The organism is Psychrobacillus sp. NPDC093200, from assembly GCF_050280345.1.
GTDB classification, from domain to species: domain Bacteria; phylum Bacillota; class Bacilli; order Bacillales_A; family Planococcaceae; genus Psychrobacillus; species Psychrobacillus faecigallinarum.
In genome coordinates, this window is record NZ_JBNNVC010000002.1 from 894471 (window position 1) to 913811 (window position 19341).

General features: G+C 35.4%; 23 protein-coding genes. 6 read left to right on the forward strand and 17 right to left on the reverse strand.

What is annotated here, in order from left to right:
- Window positions 1-8: 8 nt before the first annotated feature.
- From ACQKNZ_RS12195 to ACQKNZ_RS12210, 4 genes are all read right to left on the reverse strand, one after another.
- Window positions 9-953 carry a thymidylate synthase gene (locus ACQKNZ_RS12195; protein WP_427659907.1) on the reverse strand — a complete coding sequence of 315 codons (945 nt, stop codon included), beginning with the start codon at window positions 951-953 and terminating at the stop codon, window positions 9-11.
- 37 nt (window positions 954-990) lie between these two features.
- Complete coding sequence (locus ACQKNZ_RS12200) at window positions 991-1566, reverse strand: YpjP family protein (protein WP_151110026.1); 576 nt, start codon at window positions 1564-1566, stop codon at window positions 991-993.
- Between the two features lie 279 nt (window positions 1567-1845).
- Window positions 1846-2625: a class I SAM-dependent methyltransferase gene (locus ACQKNZ_RS12205; RefSeq protein ID WP_427659909.1), complete on the reverse strand. Its 780-nt coding sequence runs from the start codon at window positions 2623-2625 to the stop codon at window positions 1846-1848.
- Window positions 2625-3053: a BrxA/BrxB family bacilliredoxin gene (locus tag ACQKNZ_RS12210; RefSeq protein WP_144536676.1), complete on the reverse strand. Its 429-nt coding sequence runs from the start codon at window positions 3051-3053 to the stop codon at window positions 2625-2627. The genes ACQKNZ_RS12205 and ACQKNZ_RS12210 overlap by 1 nt, the downstream gene beginning before the upstream one ends.
- Before the next feature lie 211 nt (window positions 3054-3264).
- On the opposite strand from ACQKNZ_RS12210, the gene ACQKNZ_RS12215 reads away from it, so the two are divergent.
- From ACQKNZ_RS12215 to ACQKNZ_RS12230, 4 genes are all read left to right on the forward strand, one after another.
- Window positions 3265-3612 (forward strand): n-acetylglutamate synthase, encoded by a 348-nt coding sequence (locus ACQKNZ_RS12215; RefSeq protein ID WP_191963859.1) that lies wholly within the window; start codon window positions 3265-3267, stop codon window positions 3610-3612.
- Between the two features lie 47 nt (window positions 3613-3659).
- The gene (locus ACQKNZ_RS12220) at window positions 3660-4064 is read left to right on the forward strand and encodes a VOC family protein (protein ID WP_154310890.1); all 405 of its coding nucleotides are present in this window, start codon (window positions 3660-3662) and stop codon (window positions 4062-4064) included.
- Between the two features lie 443 nt (window positions 4065-4507).
- On the forward strand, window positions 4508-5965 hold the full coding sequence (locus ACQKNZ_RS12225; protein WP_427659912.1) for a UDP-N-acetylmuramoyl-L-alanyl-D-glutamate--2,6-diaminopimelate ligase: 1458 nt from the start codon (window positions 4508-4510) through the stop codon (window positions 5963-5965).
- Window positions 5966-6098: 133 nt separating this feature from the next.
- Window positions 6099-6956: a manganese catalase family protein gene (locus ACQKNZ_RS12230; RefSeq protein ID WP_191697048.1), complete on the forward strand. Its 858-nt coding sequence runs from the start codon at window positions 6099-6101 to the stop codon at window positions 6954-6956.
- Between the two features lie 67 nt (window positions 6957-7023).
- Here ACQKNZ_RS12230 and ACQKNZ_RS12235 read toward each other — a convergent pair whose 3' ends face one another.
- The 6 genes from ACQKNZ_RS12235 to ACQKNZ_RS12260 all read right to left on the reverse strand — a co-directional run bounded on the left by ACQKNZ_RS12235 (window position 7024) and on the right by ACQKNZ_RS12260 (window position 13697).
- The gene (locus tag ACQKNZ_RS12235; protein WP_427659914.1) at window positions 7024-7530 is read right to left on the reverse strand and encodes a hypothetical protein; all 507 of its coding nucleotides are present in this window, start codon (window positions 7528-7530) and stop codon (window positions 7024-7026) included.
- A 213-nt stretch (window positions 7531-7743) separates the two neighbouring features.
- A complete protein-coding gene (locus ACQKNZ_RS12240; RefSeq protein ID WP_144536686.1) occupies window positions 7744-8025 on the reverse strand; it encodes a hypothetical protein in 282 nt (93 codons plus the stop codon).
- A gap of 241 nt (window positions 8026-8266) precedes the next feature.
- The gene (locus ACQKNZ_RS12245) at window positions 8267-9379 is read right to left on the reverse strand and encodes a conserved virulence factor C family protein (RefSeq protein ID WP_427659916.1); all 1113 of its coding nucleotides are present in this window, start codon (window positions 9377-9379) and stop codon (window positions 8267-8269) included.
- A gap of 24 nt (window positions 9380-9403) precedes the next feature.
- The gene (locus tag ACQKNZ_RS12250; protein ID WP_427659918.1) at window positions 9404-11284 is read right to left on the reverse strand and encodes an ABC-F family ATP-binding cassette domain-containing protein; all 1881 of its coding nucleotides are present in this window, start codon (window positions 11282-11284) and stop codon (window positions 9404-9406) included.
- Entirely contained in the window at window positions 11281-11916 is a 636-nt protein-coding gene (locus tag ACQKNZ_RS12255) for an HD domain-containing protein (protein WP_144536692.1), read from the reverse strand. The genes ACQKNZ_RS12250 and ACQKNZ_RS12255 overlap by 4 nt, the downstream gene beginning before the upstream one ends.
- 101 nt (window positions 11917-12017) lie before the next feature.
- Window positions 12018-13697 carry a formate--tetrahydrofolate ligase gene (locus ACQKNZ_RS12260; RefSeq protein WP_427659921.1) on the reverse strand — a complete coding sequence of 560 codons (1680 nt, stop codon included), beginning with the start codon at window positions 13695-13697 and terminating at the stop codon, window positions 12018-12020.
- A 152-nt stretch (window positions 13698-13849) separates the two neighbouring features.
- Here ACQKNZ_RS12260 and ACQKNZ_RS12265 point away from each other — a divergent pair, with 152 nt between their 5' ends.
- Window positions 13850-14053 (forward strand): cold-shock protein, encoded by a 204-nt coding sequence (locus ACQKNZ_RS12265; protein WP_144536694.1) that lies wholly within the window; start codon window positions 13850-13852, stop codon window positions 14051-14053.
- A 38-nt stretch (window positions 14054-14091) separates the two neighbouring features.
- On the opposite strand, the gene ACQKNZ_RS12270 is transcribed toward ACQKNZ_RS12265, so the two are convergent.
- On the reverse strand, window positions 14092-14274 hold the full coding sequence (locus tag ACQKNZ_RS12270) for a zinc-finger domain-containing protein (RefSeq protein WP_144536696.1): 183 nt from the start codon (window positions 14272-14274) through the stop codon (window positions 14092-14094).
- 249 nt (window positions 14275-14523) lie between these two features.
- Between ACQKNZ_RS12270 and ACQKNZ_RS12275 the strand changes: the two genes are divergently transcribed.
- On the forward strand, window positions 14524-14916 hold the full coding sequence (locus ACQKNZ_RS12275; protein ID WP_427659923.1) for a reverse transcriptase-like protein: 393 nt from the start codon (window positions 14524-14526) through the stop codon (window positions 14914-14916).
- Window positions 14917-14982: 66 nt separating this feature from the next.
- Here the strand turns inward: ACQKNZ_RS12275 and ACQKNZ_RS12280 are convergent, their stop codons facing one another.
- The 6 genes from ACQKNZ_RS12280 to ACQKNZ_RS12305 all read right to left on the reverse strand — a co-directional run bounded on the left by ACQKNZ_RS12280 (window position 14983) and on the right by ACQKNZ_RS12305 (window position 19261).
- Window positions 14983-15498: an SRPBCC family protein gene (locus tag ACQKNZ_RS12280; RefSeq protein WP_427659925.1), complete on the reverse strand. Its 516-nt coding sequence runs from the start codon at window positions 15496-15498 to the stop codon at window positions 14983-14985.
- A gap of 102 nt (window positions 15499-15600) precedes the next feature.
- Complete coding sequence (locus ACQKNZ_RS12285; RefSeq protein WP_053589685.1) at window positions 15601-15801, reverse strand: cold-shock protein; 201 nt, start codon at window positions 15799-15801, stop codon at window positions 15601-15603.
- 165 nt (window positions 15802-15966) lie between these two features.
- Window positions 15967-16788, reverse strand: coding sequence for a type II pantothenate kinase (gene coaW / locus ACQKNZ_RS12290; protein WP_144536702.1), 822 nt, complete (start codon window positions 16786-16788; stop codon window positions 15967-15969).
- A gap of 27 nt (window positions 16789-16815) precedes the next feature.
- Entirely contained in the window at window positions 16816-17124 is a 309-nt protein-coding gene (locus tag ACQKNZ_RS12295; RefSeq protein WP_144536704.1) for a DUF4870 domain-containing protein, read from the reverse strand.
- Window positions 17125-17177: 53 nt separating this feature from the next.
- Window positions 17178-18695, reverse strand: a complete 1518-nt coding sequence (locus ACQKNZ_RS12300) for an amidohydrolase (RefSeq protein ID WP_427659928.1) — start codon at window positions 18693-18695, stop codon at window positions 17178-17180.
- Window positions 18695-19261, reverse strand: a complete 567-nt coding sequence (locus tag ACQKNZ_RS12305) for a DUF1836 domain-containing protein (protein ID WP_340863084.1) — start codon at window positions 19259-19261, stop codon at window positions 18695-18697. The genes ACQKNZ_RS12300 and ACQKNZ_RS12305 overlap by 1 nt, the downstream gene beginning before the upstream one ends.
- Between the last annotated feature and the right edge of the window lie 80 nt (window positions 19262-19341).

Consider the following 19341-nt stretch of genomic DNA (forward strand, 5'->3'; position numbering starts at 1 on the left):
TCTCTCCTCTAAACAGCAATTGGTGCCTTGATTTTTGGATGTGGGTCATAGCCTTCTATAGTAATATCTTCGATTTCAAAGTCAAAAATAGACGATTTTTCATCATTTAATAATAATGTCGGTAAAGGACGAGGCGATCTTGCTAACTGAGTTTCAACCTGTTCAAAATGATTCGAATAAATATGAGCATCACCAAGAGTATGAATGAATTCACCTACTTCTAACTTACATTCCCTAGCTATTAGATGAACAAGTAAAGCGTAGGATGCAATATTAAAAGGAACGCCTAGGAAAACGTCCGCGCTTCGCTGATACAACTGACAGGATAGCTTTCCATTAGCCACATAAAATTGCATAAAACTATGGCATGGTGGCAATGCCATATCATCCACCTCTGCAGGGTTCCATGCTGTAATAATATGTCTTCTAGAATCAGGATTGTTTTGAATGCCCTCTATTAGGTTTTCTAATTGGTCAATTGTTTCACCATTTTGAGTTGGCCATGAACGCCATTGTCTACCATAAACTGGGCCAAGGTCGCCAAACTCTTTCGCAAAAGATTCGTCTGAGAGAATTTTATCACAGAAGAGTTTCATTTGCTCTTTCAACACTACCTTGAATTCAGGATCCTTTGAAGCCCTTACGCCAAAATTGCTCATGTCTGGACCAGTGTACTTATCACTATTCACCCATTTTTCAAAAGCCCATTCATCCCATATATGATTATTAGCCTCTATCAACGTTTTAACGTTCGTATCTCCTTTTAAGAACCATAAGAGCTCACTAACTATAAGTCGAAAGGCAGTTTTTTTAGTAGTCATTAAAGGGAAACCTTCAGATAAGTCAAAGCGCATTTGATAACCAAAAACGCTCTTCGTGCCTGTTCCAGTTCGATCCCCTTTTTCTACTCCATATTCAAGAATGTGTTTACATAAATCTAAGTATTGCTTCATTTTATTACTTCCTTTCATCCGTAAAAAAAGCTCTCATCTAAGAGAGCCATTTAGGTGGTGTATTCTTGGACCAAAAAATCTCACCTAGAGCATAATGCTTAGTATATTTATCTTCTGCCAGGTGATAATGAAAATTAAAGTAGTAACCATCAAGCGGTTTTTTATCTGTTCTAACGTGGAAACGCATTATGTCTTTTTTAGTAATGTCATCATAAATATTAAATATTTTTTCATGATATTCCCCAGATGGTCTCTCTGATATTGCTAGTTGAGATGCTTTATCACTGTCTAGAGTAATAATTGTAGCATCAATAGCTTCTTGAATCCTTGGGAATATAATGTCATCAAATTCATTTTGTATAACTGGCCCTATTCTTGTCCCAAACTTTATGTATGCTTGCTCTTTAGCTGCTATGGTAATACTTTCACTGTAATCAATAGGTTCTTGAAGACTGACATGGTCATACTCCCGGGTATTGCTTTCAGAAGTGACCGATTTCAACGGAGCTTTATTGTCTAATAATTGCTCCCAAATGACATGGTTTGGCGATATTAATCCAAAGGTAAGCAAAGCAACAGTAATTATAATCGACTTTTGGAACCATTTTTTCATCTTTTTCACCTTCAATTATGTACAAATTTGGTATAACCGGATATTAAGATATACGAAATCGAGAACAAAAGGTTTCATCTTCCTTGTATTCATTGTACAATAAATAGGGTAAACAATCAGTAGGTTTTTTAAACTAAGGAGGAAATTCTTATGAGCACAGATATAATCATTGGAATTGGATTTTTATTTTTATTAGGTTATTTAACTTCATTAAACTTCACGCACTGATTTTTAAACTGTTAAAAAAGAGGGAAGCGACATTAGTCACTTCCCCTCTTTTTATTTTTCAATCACTCCGTAGTGAAATTTAGAGGTGGGTCTGGTTATTTGCTTAAAACCAAAGCTTTCGAACATTGGCGATCGGAAATGAGCTTTTAAAACTACTCGTTTTCGAGCAACTCTTGTTGCTTGTTCCACCCACTCATTACTCAAGCCTCCATGTACCCCTATATCTCTCAACGATTGAAAGTTGGTGGATTCAATAATTTCCTCTTCAAACATTGGATCCATATAAACTACATCATATGAATTATCTTCAGCTCTTTTTAAAAAATTTAAAGCGTCGTCATGACAGATGCTTATTTGACGCATTGTATGTTGTAGAATAGAAAAATCAGTATTATATTTTTTTAAACCTTGTTGCACCATGTAAGCAATAATTTTATCTTTTTCTAATGCATTCACTATTCCAGTATCTCCTATTGCATAAGCTGCAATTAGACTATCTGAACACAATCCCGCAGTAGTATCTAGAAATTTATCTCCTTTAGATAGCTCTGTTGCGAGTAAAAAAGGATCTTTATCTCCCTTGATCAATCTTTTCATTCGGAATGCAGCGGAATTTGGGTGAAAGAAAAAAGGGGTTAAGGAACCATAAGGAAAATACTCTAACCGCTCCTTACCCACAACCATTACATTTGCCTGATGCTCTTGTTGTATTTTTTCAACAGATTTTTTGTTTCTTTCTACATATGAAATTTTTAAAAGAGATGCTATTTCTTTTGCGGTTTGAATCATACTTATATTTGTTCTACCAGCAGTGGTAATAATACTTTCCATTAGATAATATCTGCAAGAACACCAGCTAAATGATCTTTAATAGTATCCATAGAATTACTTTCAATTTGTTCTCTAGGAATGAAATAAGCCAATTCCCCATCTTTCCAAATAGCAATAGAAGGCGAGCTTGGAGGAACATCGCTAAAATAATCTCGCATAGTTGCAGTTGCCTCTTGATCTTGACCAGCAAAAACAGTTACTAAATGCTCAGGTTTTTTGTCTAGCTCCGCAACGGCTGCAGTTACTGCGGGTCTAGCAAGCCCAGCTGCACATCCACAAACTGAGTTAACTACAATTAAAGAAACCCCAGTCTCCTTCATATGGCTATGCACTTCATCAGGAGTAGTCAATTCTTTAAAACCAGCGTCTGTTAACTCACTTCTCATTGGTTTAACTACTTGCTTCATATATTCATCGTACGCGTTCATGGTTTCGCCCACTTTCATTTATGTTCATATTCCCATTATTTAAAGGGTTTTATATTTCCTATTCTACTTCTCTTTTAAAATTTTTTCACTTCATTTAACTTTTAATATTAATTTTTATCCTTATTATTACGAATCATCGAATAATCAATAGTTCCGTTCAATGAAAAATAGTATGATTATTAAACATCATAAGGCAAAGGGGAAGAGAAAAGTGATAGATTACAATGGTCGATGCTTTGTTTCAATTGAAAATACAGATAACGGTGAAGTTTCTTCAAAAACTATTTTTGAATACAAACAAGAGGGACATATTATCTCAGCAGCATATAGTGGTGGGGAAATTGTAAAAGGCACATTGATTGGAGTTATAAAGGGCGACGGTTGCTTAGAGTTTCGATATAACCACGTTAACAACAAAAATGAAATTAGAGGTGGCCAATGCACTTCTACTCCTAAAATTTTACCTGATGGGCGAATTAGATTATATGAAAAATGGAAATGGCTTGATTCTGAAGCTACTGAGGGAAATTCAATCATTGAGGAAGTTAGAAACTTTTAAATAGAAATAATAATTAGGATATCAATTTACTGAAATGAGGTAATTATGTGGGAGAAAGCTTTGTACATCATTTATGCATTCAAACAAATACATATTATGAATCGTTAAATTTTTACACCGAAGGGCTAGGTTTTAAATTAGTAAAAGAATCATCCGGTTTTCATAACAGAAATTTTAACACATGGATACAATTAAATAACTTTTATATTGAATTACAAACTGGAAAACTAAATGAAATACTTAGTCGTGGAGACTCAAATTCGCAAGGGTTAGTTCATTTCTGTTTATGGGTTGATGATTTAAATTCAGAAGTGGCTCGTCTACGTGAAATAGGAGCTAAATTTCTGATGAAAAACAATGAATTCATTTATCAAGTTGAGAATGGTAACCTATGCAAATTACAAGCTCCTGAAGGAACAATTATAGAACTTCGAGACAATAAAGGAATTTAGTTAAAGAAAATAATGAATAACGCAAAATAAGTCCTTCTGAAAATCAGAAGGACTTATTTTGTTATTTCTAAAGTATTAATCTCCAGCTAATTTCTCACTGATAACTTGCCAATTGAACAATATTTTTTCTCATTAGAAACAACAATTGTCAAATTGAGCCCTTTCTATTAAAAATTTAAGGGAAAATGGTATCATTTTTGCATTAAACTACTCTTATTTTTAGAGATAGAAATTTAACTATGATAATATTAGAAATATCATAAAAATCGACTTTTTCAGACAAATTTCAACAAAAATAAAACAAGGTAATTCAAAAAGCATAAACGTCTAATATCTGTTAAAGCTATTTACAAAAAGATACCTTCATGTATTGAAACTAAATCTTACGATGGATTAGCTCTCTCGTAATACACACAAGTTAATTTGATGGGGAGCGAAATAAAATGATGATGTTAAATGAATTGTTAACAGCAATAAACGTAAAAGCTACTCAAATGACACAAAATATTTTGGTAAGTGGTCTCGCCTTCAACTCTAAGAAAGTTGAAAAAGGTTTTTTGTTTGTGGCTATTTCTGGCAACCATATGGACGGTCATTCATTTATTGAAGATGCCATCCAAAATGGTGCTGTCGCAGTCATCGGGGAAAAGTCTTTGGATTTAAAAAATGTTCCTTACTTTCAAGTAAATGATTCTAGGACAGCCTTGGCATATTTGGCTAAGAAATATTTTCAAAATCCAACTAAAGATAAAATCCTTATTGGCATAACTGGAACTAACGGTAAAACGACTACCTCTTACATGATTAAGCACATTTTAGAAAGCCAAGGCTTTTCTTGTGCCCTATTTGGAAGTATTTCCGTTATCTTAAACAATGAAGAACAAGCATCCTCTCACACTACATTGGATCCTTTAACATTTCATGAGCTCGTTGCAACTAGTAATGATCAGGTCATTATAATGGAAGTGTCCTCACACGGGCTTATTCAACAAAGAGTCGAAGGTCTTGAATTTGATGTTTGTATCTTCACAAATTTAGAGCAAGAGCACTTAGATTATCATAAGAATATGGAGTCTTACTATTTAGCAAAGCAGTCATTATTTACGCTTTTAAAAAATAGCGGTACTGCAATTATTTACTCAAGCAATGACTGGAGCGAAAGATTAAATACATACGTAGAGTCTATTGGTAGAAAGGTAATTAAAATTAATGGCCTGTTCCCCACCTATTCAGTACTGGATTCAAGTCTTATAGATGAAACCACTCAAGTTAAAGAGACATTTTCTCTTGCGACTACAATGCAAGGTAAACATAATATTGAGAATGCCTCTGTCGCTTTCGCAACTTCTGTACAACTAGGTATTGATGCAAGGGTTGTCGAGGAAGCACTGAATGACTTCAAAGGTCTACCTGGTCGATTTCAATTATTTTCCCATCCTACAGGAGCAACCATTGTTATTGATTACGCCCATACTGCAAACGCATTTCAACATATTTTGGAAACAGTCAAATCTCAAAATGCTAAAAATATATATCATGTTTTTGGTTTCCGGGGGAATCGAGACGTAAATAAAAGAGCTAAAATGATTGAGATTTCTTTAAAACACTCTAATCAATGCATTTTGACATTTGATGACTTGAATAATGTATCACCAGAGCAAATGATTAATGAGCTCCAACTTTTAGGAACACATGAAAAGTGTATTATTATCCCTGATCGTACGGAGGCAATCAAGCATGCATGGAAAATGGCTCAAGCAAATGACTGGATTGTGATAACAGGGAAAGGGTGTGAAAGTTATAAACAAAGTTATACGCTCTCCACTACCTCTGATGTGCAAACCTTAGATTATCTATTAAAACAATCATCCCAATTCAAGCAAGAGGCAGAAAGTTGTTAAGCTTATATAACGATTTCGACTAGACTTAGTTTTAAAGCTAAGTCTTTTTATGTAGAAATAAGTAAATGCATAATTCCACTATTAAGGCTCACGCTATCTAAAGCATTAGAATTTAGAAAAGTGAGGGAAATAGATGTATTACTATAAAGAAGAGTTAATAAATATTATTAAACCAGACAAGCCAGACCCAGCGGCTGCTCGTGTCCTACAAGAAATATTAGGTGGTCACTACGGGGAAATGAGAACAATGATGCAGTACTTTTTTCAAAGCTCCAATTTTAGAGGTAATGAAAAACAGTACCGTGATTTATTAAGAGGTGTATTTTTAGAAGAAATCGCACATGTCGAGCTTGTACAAAACACCATAAATGCACTTCTCGATGGCTCTGGAGATACCAATTTGGCTGGAAACAGCGGACCTGATCATGCACCATTACATGACCCTGTACAACATGGGAACCCACATCATTATATTATTGGTGCTCAGGCATCGCTACCCGTAGACGCTTCAGGCAACCCTTGGAATGGTTCTTGGGTATATTCCCATGGAAATCTGATTGCAGACTTGCTTAATAATGTGGTACTAGAGTCTACTGGTGTACTTCAAAAAACACGTATTTATGAGATGAGTTCAAACCAAACTTTCCGTGAAACGCTGGCATTTTTAATCGTTCGAGATAATGCACACCAAAATGCTTTTGCAAAAGCATTAGAAACTTTAGGAGTAGAATGGGGAAAAATCTTCCCAATTCCGAATTATGATATTAATAAATATCCTGAGTGTAAAAAGTTTGTGGATTTGGGCTATCATAATGCTCAATTTAACTTTAGACTGGACCCAACAAGAATAGGAGAAATATTTAAAGGTGCAAGTCCAAGTAGAAACAAAGGTGATTTACAAGTAACCCCACCACCAACAGGTTTCCCAGTACCTGTACTACCTCCAATGCCAAACGAACATAGTCCAGGCTTGAATGACATGAACATGTAGTACTTATAACATCAATAAAAGGAGACTGTGGTAAATTCACAGCTCTTTTTTATTGATATTGATCTGTTTAATTTGTTAGGGGAAATGCTAATCTACTCTTTCCAACAGATTTCTCATTCTCCTCCCAAATAAAAATTAGTTCATATATTTTATTGTAAGAAGTGTCCTTAACTTTCATGTAAAAACCATTCTGTCCATCGGCAATAAATTGTGTATTGCCAATTTGGTGATACTCGGTCGTATATTCTTTAATTTCCACCTTGTTCGGAGCCGGATTCATGTTATCCCATTTAACTCTTATTACATCCCCAATTTGTGCTTGTCCTTGGTTATTAAACTGATGATTTAATCTATATTCTGCAGAACAATCCAACCAACAAATTTCTTCATAAATAGAATCAAACCCTACTTGATTATTTAGCGAAAGAATTGGATTTTCAATTGAATCAAATGAAGGTAACTGTATTTTTTCTTCTACTAAAACAATCTCTTTAGGTTTTTCTTTGATTTCTATTTCATTAGAACATCCTGCCAAAACAATTATTAAAAATAATGGTACAAATATTTTCTGCATATTATACTCCCCCCCCTTAATAGGACAACTACTGATTATCTTAAAAAGTCCCTCTACCCTCGTCTTCATACTTCTCCAATAGATATATGTATAAAGAACTTTTATCACAATTTCGGGTGCATCTTTATTTCATTATACATTTTTATCTCTACAAATATTTCCAAAACCCTTGTTGTGTTCTCGAAATAGAAAAAAGCAGACCCACATTAATAATTAATGTTCAGGTCTGCTTTCTTTTACTGTTGAATTACGCTTGTATTTAACTTTTGTTAGCGAGAGTTTGTAATCGATAAAGGCTCCTATGAATCCCATTGGAAGTCCACCAGCTAAAATAGATAAAACTACAATGAAAAGGTTAATGTCTTCTACTTTAAATGTAAGTAAATATAAGGTTATAAGAGTACCTACGATTAGAAAAATAATAGTAAAATAATACGTAACATGACTATTTCCCTTAGAGTTGGCTCCTTTTTGTTTAACTTGATCCTTACTCATTTTGATCCCTCTCTTCGGCTTTAAATTATATTTATATTATTCACCCATTTTCCTGAATTTACACATCTCTTAGTGGAATATTTTTTTATTTTTACAGGACGAGGCTTTTATATTGATTACTTAAAAATTACCCGAATCTGTACAAATAAAACATTCCTATACAGCAGTTATCAAACTTTTCAGTTTATTACCACAAAAAAGGAAGCATAGGATATCTCCAATGCTTCCTAGAATTGTTCGCTTATTTTCTTGCTTCACTCATTTGTTTCCAGACGGAACCTTTCGCCTCTTCCCCACCTTCAATTCGGGCAATCGCCATACGAATTTGAAGCTTGACCTCGTACTCTTTATCGTCTTTTGCTTCTTTCAGAGCTGGTAACGCATCCACATCTCCTACTTCATAAAAATACATTGCTGCTCTCCAACGAACTAATTTGTTTTTGTCAAAAAGAGCTTCCTTCATAGCGCCAGCAAATTGTTCAAAACCTAAATCACTCATTGCATCCCCAGCAGTACGCCTCACTGATGAACTTTTATCCTTTAACGTCATCTCTAGATAAGGTACAACGGATTCATCTTCTATAAGGCCAAGGTAAACTGTTGCAAGTCGTCTAATGGAAACTTGCTCGTCCTGAATAGCTCGTGCAAGCACAGGGATATCTTCAAGTTCCGGGTTGATAAGATTATTAAGAAGCTGGAATCTCTTTTCCCAATCACCTACCTCGAACTCTTCAAGAGTAAAAGGAACCCGAATTGGTTTTTTGTCTTCTTCAGCTTTATTCTTATCAACTATTAATTGCTGCAGCTTACTTTCTGGGAAGCTGGCTTCCAGTTCTTTTACTAACTGTTCCCCAATTTCCTTTTGTTCTCCGTAGCGAACACCATAATCTACCCATTTACGAAGCATGATATAGTTTTCTTTGTCACCTTCCATCGCTTCATCTAATGCTTTAGTAAAACGTTCAGATAAACCAAATCTAGATTCTGAGTCACCATCAAATACCTTTACCTGCAGAGGAATTCCCTTGAAGGATTGTACATGGACATACACTTCACCGTAATGATCTAATGGTTTATCTCCTGTTTCTGCTTCGTTTTCTCCACCAAATACATTTTCAACTGATGCTAAAATGGATTCCCAGCTAAATTTAGCGATTCGTTCAATCGCTAAAAAGTCGGCAACATGGTATACCCCTTTTACTCCTTCAATTTCAAAGAGTCTTTGAATCTCTTTTGGCGCATCTGTTATGTTATCCTTCTTATAGTTATGACTTTTACCAAAGGGTAACTCCTGGTCGATGACTATCTTCATTGTATTTGGGCTTGGTGTTGGTTCAATCGTTAATATTTTCAAAATTCATACCTCCAGTATTATAAATCATGAAGAAGCAATTTCTTCTAAATAGGACCATCTTTCAATTAGCTTCTCATAAGCTGCGTTCGCTTGGTCTAATTGTTCAGTTAGTTGCTGTAACAATGTAAAATCAGAACCAGTAGTTAAAAGTTTTTGCTCAAGCTCTTCTATTAACTGCTCGGTTTTTTCAATCTCGCCACTTATCCCTTCCCATTCTCGTTGCTCTTTATAGGATAGCTTTTTCTTTTCCTTTATACTTTTTACTGGTGTCTCTTCCTTTTTTATTTCCACCGCTACTTTAGATACATCTTTAAGATCATCCAAATAATCTGAATAAAGCCCTAACCACTCTTGAACTAAACCATCTCCATTAAGGATCCAGAGCTTTTTGGCAATCCTATCTAGGAAGAAACGATCATGAGAAATCGTAATAATAACGCCTGGGAAGGATTCCATAAAATCCTCTAATACAGATAATGTTTGAATATCCAGGTCATTTGTAGGCTCATCCAGGAATAGAACATTTGGTTGCTCCATTAACATTTTTAAAAGGACAAGTCGCTTTTTCTCTCCTCCAGACAGTTTGCCTATCTGAGTACCGTGTGTATTTAGTGGAAATAGAAACCGTTCAAGCATTTGAGCTGCCGAAAATTTCTCTCCAGAACCTGTTTCTATCAGATTGGAAGATTCACGTACATATTCAATCATTCTCGTTTGTTCATTTAGTTTTGGAAGTTGTTGCGAAAAATGCATTAATTTTACGGTAGAACCAACGACAATTTCTCCAGAGTCCATTGGGACCTCTCCTGCAAGCATTTTTAGCAATGTACTTTTCCCGACCCCATTAGGGCCTACAATACCGATTCGATCTCCTGCCTGTAGGATAAAAGAAAAATCGTCTACGATTACTTTAGAATCAAAGCGTTTAGAAATATTTTTGCCTTCTAACACTTGTTTACCTAACCTTGTAGTAGCCATTTCAAGCTCCAGATTGAGTGCAGAATTGTCGCGATCCAGCTTTGCATCGATTTCTTCAAAGCGATCCTTTCTCGCTTTTTGCTTTGTCGATCTAGCCTTTGCTCCCCTGCGAATCCATTTTAGCTCGTTTCGATATAAATTTTGTAGCTTTTGCTGAGAAGCAGCATTCATTTCTTCACGAATCGCTTTGGATTCAAGGTAATTAGCATAGTTTCCAGTATGAGTATAAAGAGTTTTATCAGCAAGCTCATAAATATGAGTCGCTACTGCATCTAAAAAGTAACGATCATGTGTAACAAAGATAATGGCTCCCTCTACTCTTTGCAGCATGTCCTGCAACCAGTCTGTGGATTCTTTATCCAAATGGTTAGTCGGCTCATCTAATAACAATAAATCTGCTGGTTCTATTAATACTTTTGCTAGTGCCACTCTTTTTTGTTGGCCACCAGACAAATGTAAAATTGAATCTTCAAACTGAGTAATACCGAGTTTAGTTAATGCTGTCTTAGCTAAAGCATTGACATCCCAAGCCTGAAGTTCATCCATTTTCTGTTGCAAATCCATCAATCTATTTTGTAAATCAGTTGAATCGGAGTTAGCCATTAATGCTAGCAGTGCTTCCTCATATTCTCTGTTAATCTTAAGAATAGGCGAGTCTCCGCTAAATACAGTTTGAAGAACTGTTTCATCTTTTTCAAATACTGGTTGCTGCTCCAAATAGGCGATTCTAAATTTGTTTGGATGATCTCGATCAATTGAATCTGCCTCTAGCTCTCCTGCAATAATCGATAAAAAAGTAGATTTTCCCGTTCCATTGATACCGATTAACCCTGCGCGATTTTGATTGTTAATCGTAAATGAAATATTTTCAAACAGCGTCTTCTCTCCCACTGTTTTCGTTAGATTGGAAATGATTAAATGGCTCATATAGATTCCCCTGTTTCTTGTCTTAAGTTTTCTAAAAATAATTCCATAAAGGCATGTCTTTCTTTGGCAAGTTCTTTACCTGTTCTAGTTTGCATACCGTCCGCCAATTTAAGTAGCTTTTCATAGAAATGAGTAACGGAGGCTGTTTGTTTAGAGCGATAATCTTCTGCAGACATATTATCTCTTGGCGTTTCAGTCACATCGTATAATTTTCTGCCCTTTGCTCCGCCGTAAGCAAACGTTCTTGCAATTCCAACTGCTCCTATAGCATCTAGACGATCTGCATCACGAACAATTTTAGCTTCGATAGTATCTGCAGTTATTTCATGCCCACCGTTGAAAGAGACAGCTTGTATAATGTTTTTGACTTGTTCTGTTGTTTCTTTTGAAAGGTCAAGCTGCTGAATGATATGTTCCTCCATATATTTTCCTTCTGTCGTAACATATTTTGGATCGCTCACATCATGTAGCAACACTGCTAACTCTATAATTTCATTGTCTACATCAACCTCAGTAGATGCTATATATAAAGCATTTTTTCGTACTCTTTCGATATGCAAAAAATCATGACTTGCATCAAACTTGTTATAGACTTCTTTTACTAATTTCTCGCATAGTTGTATTGTTTTCATATATATTTTACTCCTTAAACTATTCGTCCACTTCATTATAACGAAAAAAAGAAAAAAAGACTGCTATAGTGCAGTCTTTTCAAAGGAAAGAAGTGAACAGTTTAAAATAACCCAATAGCTTGCCCATCATTATCCACATCCATATTTAATGCCGCAGGTTTTTTGGGTAATCCGGGCATTGTCATTATATCGCCTGTGAGACAGACAAGAAATCCAGCACCAAGCTTAGGAATTATTTCTCTCACTGTAATAGTAAAGTCAGTAGGCCTACCAATTAGTTTTGGCTGATCAGAAAGTGAGTATTGGGTTTTTGCCATACATATAGGAAGTGAATCCCATCCATAATCCTCTATTTGACGGATTTGTTTCAAAGCATTCTCTGCAAATACTACTTCTTTTCCTCCATAGACCTTCTGAACGATTGTTCTAACCTTTTGTTCAATCGAATCCGCTAATTCATATAGCGGTGAAAAGTTAGAAGGTTTATCTAGCTCGCTCAAAACTAACTTTGCTAAATCTTCTCCTCCAGCGCCTCCCTTCGCCCAAACGTCTGTCAAAGCAATGGAAATGTTATTTTCTTTACACCAATTGAGTAGCGTATGTATTTCCTGCTCAGAATCTGTTATAAACTTGTTCAAGGCAACAACTGGTTCTACTCCAAATGCACGAATAGTCTCTACATGCTTCATAAGATTTTTGGTCCCCTCTAACAGAGCCTCCACATCTTCATCCTTCAAGTCATTTTTATGTTTTCCACCCTGTAACTTTAAAGCCCGAACGGTTGCTACAATAACTACAGAGCTAGGAATAATATTTGCTTGTCTAGATTTAATATGCATAAACTTCTCGGCACCTAAATCAGCCCCAAATCCTGCCTCTGTTACGACAATATCAGCTAAATTCATTGCTGTTTTAGTAGCAATGATTGAATTACAACCATGAGCTATATTCGCAAAGGGACCGCCATGTATAATACTGGGTGTTCCTTCGATTGTTTGCACGAGATTTGGCTTAATCGCTTCTTTTAATAAAAGTGTTAGAGCTCCCTCTACTCCCAAAGAACGAACATTTACTGGTTCGTTTTCATATGTATAACCAATAACTATCCTCGATAGTCTTTCTTTTAAATCTTCTAAGCTCTTTGCCAAGCACAAAACAGCCATTATTTCTGATGCCACTGTGATGTCAAATCCATCTTCTCTTGTTATACCATGAGAAGGTCCACCAAGTCCGACGATTATATTGCGCAAAGATCGGTCGTTCATATCAAGCACACGCTTCCAAGTAATCCTTCTTGGATCTATATTAAGTTCATTGCCTTGGTGAAGATGATTATCAATAAACGCAGAAAGAGCATTATTTGCAGTTGTTATAGCGTGAAGATCACCATTAAAATGTAGATTTATCTCTTCCATCGGGAGTACTTGAGAATAACCTCCACCAGTTGCTCCTCCCTTTACTCCCATGACTGGTCCTAAAGAAGGTTCTCGTAGTGCCACTACAACGGATTGTCCCATTCGCTTTAAAGCATCTGATAGTCCTACCGTTACAGTAGATTTACCTTCACCTGCAGATGTTGGACTAATAGCGGTCACTAAAACTACCTTTCCAGGTGATGTTCTCTCAGGGATTTTAGTAAAATCAATTTTCGCTTTAAATTTACCATACAACTCCAATGCTTCATTCGAAAGACCTAAACTTTCTGCTATCCTTACGATAGGTTGCATTTCCGCATTTTTGGCAATACTCAAGTCAGTTAGTGGTTCTACATGTAGATTCAACTAAATCACAGCCTTTTTATTTTTATTTTACATCATATAATTGATAGAAAGTTAGCTATAATTCGACATTTTATTGACGATAGCAAGCATTTCATGTATAGTTTATTTTATCCATTTAACTGAATTTTTAGTGGATTGAGGGAGGAACAGTTATGCAACAGGGGAAAGTAAAATGGTTTAACAACGAAAAAGGTTATGGTTTTATCGAGTACAATGACGGGGAAGATGTGTTCGTCCATTTTACTGGTATTCAAGGCGAAGGTTTCAAGGCTTTAGAAGAAGGTCAGGAAGTCACTTTTGAAATCGTTGAAGGAAACCGTGGACCTCAGGCTGCAAACGTTATAAAATCCAAGTAAAACGGTTCTTCCCGCGGCAACTGGTCGTGGGACTTTTTTTATTTTCCGTATAACTTATTCCCAGCCTCTTTGATCTCTTCTCCTACCGTACACTCATTTATACAAAACTGGTGGGCCTTCGACTTGCCCTTTTCTTTTCTGAGCTGATTTTTTACAAAACACCCTTCACAATAGTTCTCTAATAGCTGATCAATTTCATTTATAATTTGCGAATTTTTCATACATTTAACTCCTTGCGGTATGTCATATGGAACTGTACAATTATTTTACTCCTATACAAATTAATTATCATAATTAATATACGTAAAAAATGATCTACCGCTTTAACGACTTTTACGATCACTTAATTACTTGTGTAACATTCTATTACATTGCTCTATAAAGTGTTTGTTTTATTAATCAAGCACTATTTATGAATATAGCTCACATAAAAAAGAAAAGTACTTACAATTATTAAAAGGATGGTAACAATGATTGAATTATATATCGATGGCTCTACAACTGGCAATCCTGGACCTAGTGGAATTGGAATTTTTATAAAGGGAGAAGGCCATCAAATTAAAATGAGTGAATACATAGGTGTCTATTCGAACCATATAACTGAATTTAAAGCTTTGTTGAGAGGGCTGGAAGAAGTTCAGAAGCTTTCACCTACTATCGTATCCATTCGAACAGATTCTCAAATAGTGTATGCTGCGGTTGAAAAACGTTATGCAAAAAATGCAGAATTTGCTGCCTTATTAGAGAAAATACTAGTCATTACAGATACCTTCGATCTATTCTTTATAAAATGGATCCCGGATGATCAAAACAAAGCAGCCCATGCTTTAGCGAGAGAAGCTGTAAGGAAGAACCTACCTTAAAGAAATGACACCTCCAGCAGCTATATCGGTTGGAGGTGTGGTTAACTTAAAACTTTTGTTAGTGCCTTATTCTGCTTTCTCTGCATAGCCCTCAACAGTATCAATCTCGTCTTGCGGTTCCTCTTTATCTAAGTTATAGTCATTTTCGATACTATTTTTAGTACGATCCATGAATCGAACAATAACGTCATCTTTACCAAAAAGTTGAAACAAGCTTAACAAAGGATTTCTTGGGCGATTAACGGATACATAAGTAAACTTCGTATTCTGTTCATCCACCTGATGTAGTTCATAATCTACCTTCATTTTAAAAAGATTGTTTAAAATAAATGTTTCTTGGACCAGCTTATGATTAGGCTCATTTATATACTTTTTTAAGGTGAGATTATAATATTCGTCAAGTGATCCATTTTTATACGACTGTCTTATTACTGTTCCAACAACTTCCTCAGTTTCTTTTATTATCTCTTCATCAATTATCTTTGGAAAAATTACTTTCTTTTTCTCTAAGTCCCCGTAAAAATAAGGCCATACAAATTCGATTGGTGCATTAATAACTATCTCTTTTTTCCATTTTTTCATCTAAACTACTCCCCTGCATATCAATATGTTAACCTTTCTATATATGATAACACAAAAAAACAGACCCTCGAAATGAGAGCCTGTTAAAGTTTAGGTTTAAAATTAAGCTTTAACTACGTTAGTAGCTTGAAGACCACGTTGGCCTTGCTCGATTTCAAAAGTTACTTCTTGACCTTCGTCAAGAGATTTGAAACCTTCGCTTTGGATAGCTGAGAAATGTACGAATACATCGTCTCCGCCTTCGCGTTCGATAAATCCGAATCCTTTTTCTGAGTTAAACCATTTTACTTTACCTTGTTCCATGTGTGTATCCTCCTCGTATGCAAATTGTGCATACATTGTGTTACTATCCTTGCTCAACACTGTTAAGTAAAAGTGTTGCCACCTACTAACTAACCGAACAAAAATAATCCTCTTTAAATATAACATGGCATTTTTAATAATGCAACAAATATACATAATCTTTTTTTAATTGTTTTCCAATAATGCACCAATTGCTCCACTATAACCATGTTTTTCTAAAAAGATTGGATTTTTATTTTTTAAAATTGTATAAGATTCTATTATTTCTTGAAGTAAACTATTTTCTTCTAATGTTGAGCCTATATATATTATATCTTTCACTCCGTGGGCTTCTGCTGCTTGTATGCATAGTGTAGCGACAACTTCGCCAATTATGCCTTGAATACCTGCTAGTAAATCGGCACGAGACCGAGCTTGCTCTGGCTTTAATGTAACGCCACCAAAGTTACTAGCTGTAAGTGAACCAGTTATCGGAAGTTTGTTATCCTTATAAATGTCACTTACTAATACATCTATCGTAGATCTCTTCCCGTCTTTGGAAAGCGCAATCATTTCTTTATAATTTGTTAGGCCTGTTAATGCCATTCCAAGGCCTAATAATGTACCTCCACCAATTCCAGAACCTGCTATACGTGAATGTGTTTTGTCATGCATAATATGTATTGAAGTACCTGTACCAATATTTGCTATGATTGCCGAGCTACTGCTAATAACTTCCTGTTTCATCTGATACATCACGCCATTCATTGTCGCATCAAACTCAACCATATAAGGAAGGTCCTGTTTAGATAATAGGAATTTTTTTAATTGCTCTGCTCGACCACCAGTGAGGCAGATAGCACTTGACGAATGCTTGTTTTCTATCCACTCTCTTACTCCTTGAAAATCTGAGGAAAGAAAGCTTTTAAAGGACATCTTATTTTCTCTATCCCAATAAGCTATTTTCGTTAAAGTTCCACCTGCATCAATACCAATTCTAGTAGTCATACTTAGTCCCCTTTTACATTACAACCCTTATTTAATCCATGATCCCACTATAGGGTAATTAAATGCTTCACCATTGATTGCTTTAATTATACCTATAATTGGGACAACAAAAGCCATTATAGCAAAAATTATTACTAATGGGATACCTATTATGATAAATATTAAAAGAAACGATATAAAAAGTAGAACTGACATCACTAACTGAAAAAGAACTGCCTGCACAGAGAGCTTCTTCACTTCATGGTCATCTACAACTAAATATAATACGAATGGTACTAAAAATGGAGCGAACCAAGTGCTCGCATGCAATAATACCTTAAGTCCTTTATTATCCATTAAATATAACCTCCTTTATCTTATTATATATACGGATACTTAGGGTTTTAGTTTCATATTTTTCTTTCGTAAACAATCTTTCCATTCACTACTGTTTTACTAACAAACACCTGTTGGATATTATCTTCATTAAGTGGTTCATTTAGGATAGTAAAATCAGCATCAAACCCTTGAGCAATTTTCCCTCTCTGAAATTCTTTCCCAATCGCTTTTGCGCTTCCAGTAGTATATAGGGATAAAGCTTGGAACAAGGATATTGATTGACTAGGATTCCATCTATTATTAACAGCTGCATCTATCGCCACAAATGGATCCGCACTCTCTACTGGTGAATCTGATCCTCCTGAGCATTCAAAACCAGCTCTCAACAATGACTTCCAAGCGTAGGCCCATTCCATTCTTTCCTCTCCAAGTCGTTCTTTTACCCAAGGAAAATCAGATGGAACAAATATTGGCTGAATATCTAAAACAATAGGTAGCTTGTGCATTCTTTCTATTAAATCAGCTCGAAGAACATTTACGTGAATGAGCCTATCTTTTTTTCCCTTAGGAGCAGGGTATTTTTCAATTTTATCTAATATCAGCTCAGTCGCCTTATCTCCTATTGCATGAACAGCAATACATTCATTATGAGCTCGCGCAATTTGGACTAACTGTCCAAGTTTTTCTTCTGTATGAACTGCAACTCCACTTGTGCCACTTTTATCCGAGTAATCTTCAGATAATAATGCAGTACGACCACCTAATGAACCATCTACAAAAATTTTCATCGCACCAAATTCTAGAAATTCATTGGACATCTCTTCTTGCATTTGTTCGAATACTAAATGATGTCTTAATAGATGAACTTTAAATTGATCTTCCACTACCTCGCGATATGCTTTTAAGGGTATTTCGTATGGACCGTAATATGACATATCTTCCGTGTGGACACCTGTGAACCCTTTCTTATGTAAGTCCTCAATACTTAAACGAATTACTTTTGCTAAATATTCTGAGGTGACTGGGGGTATGTGGGACGTTATCAGCTGCTGAGCCTCATCAAAAAAAAGCCCGTTTAATCTACCGTCTTCATCCTTCCCTATCCTCCCACCTATTGGACTAGGTGTATCTTCCGTTATTCCTGCTATCTCCATGGCCCTAGAATTCGCCACAAGGACATGGCGGCATATTCTCTTTAAAACGATCGGACTTTCTTGAATTACATCTAAATCATTCTTATTGAGGAATCTTCCATCTATTAACTGATTATCGTTCCATCCCTCTGTTATGTACCATTGACCAGGAGTGACTTTTTTACATACTTCAGCCATTATTTTCTCTATAGATGTAAAGGAAGAAAGGTCGAGATAAGACAGCTTCTCCCCATGTCCAATTAAATGAATATGACTATCCACAAAACCAGGATACATGGCTGCACCTTCAAGGGAAATAATCTTGTCCGCATGAGGAAGAAGCTCTTCTTTACTTCCTATTTGAATAATTTTACCTTTTTCGATTAATACCGCTTCTACCATAGAATCTTCTGATTGCATTGTAAAAATACTTCCATTTGTCCAAAGAGTTTTCATTATTTTTTCTCCTTTTCTTTTGGAATAAGCTCATCAACGAGCAATTCTGCTGCCCTTCTATAGAGATTGCTCATGTTCGCTAAAGAGGAGATTAACAATAGCTTTTGCATTTCTTCCTCACCCTCTATTTTTTTTGTTTCCTTATCCAATACTTGAATTTCTTCTTTAAAGACAAGTTTATTATTTTGCTGAAGGGAAATAAAGTTATCATAAAAATCATTTAAAGTGAAGTCCCTTGAGTTCATTATTTCTTTTAAAGGGGATAACGTTTCTTTCACATCATTTATAGATAGGGATCCTTTTAAATGATAAATGAGATTAATCAACATAATATGCTGCTTAGAGTATTTTTTATTTTTAATTGGAACGAAAAGCTTGCCCTTCGCGTAATTGTTTATCATTGTTTTTGTTAATACCTTATCTTCAGCATTTCTAATGGTGGACCCATATTTTGCATCAAAAAGCTGTATAACCTGGTCCATATATAAGTCTATTTCTGGTATGTCATCTTCTTTAATCGCGGTATCCAACGCCAAACGTTCGATCAAGCTATTTATATCATTCATAAATAAACCCCCTCGTAATACTTTAAAAATATAGTAACTTAAAACTCATTAAAGGTAAACCTTGACTACTAATAATTATA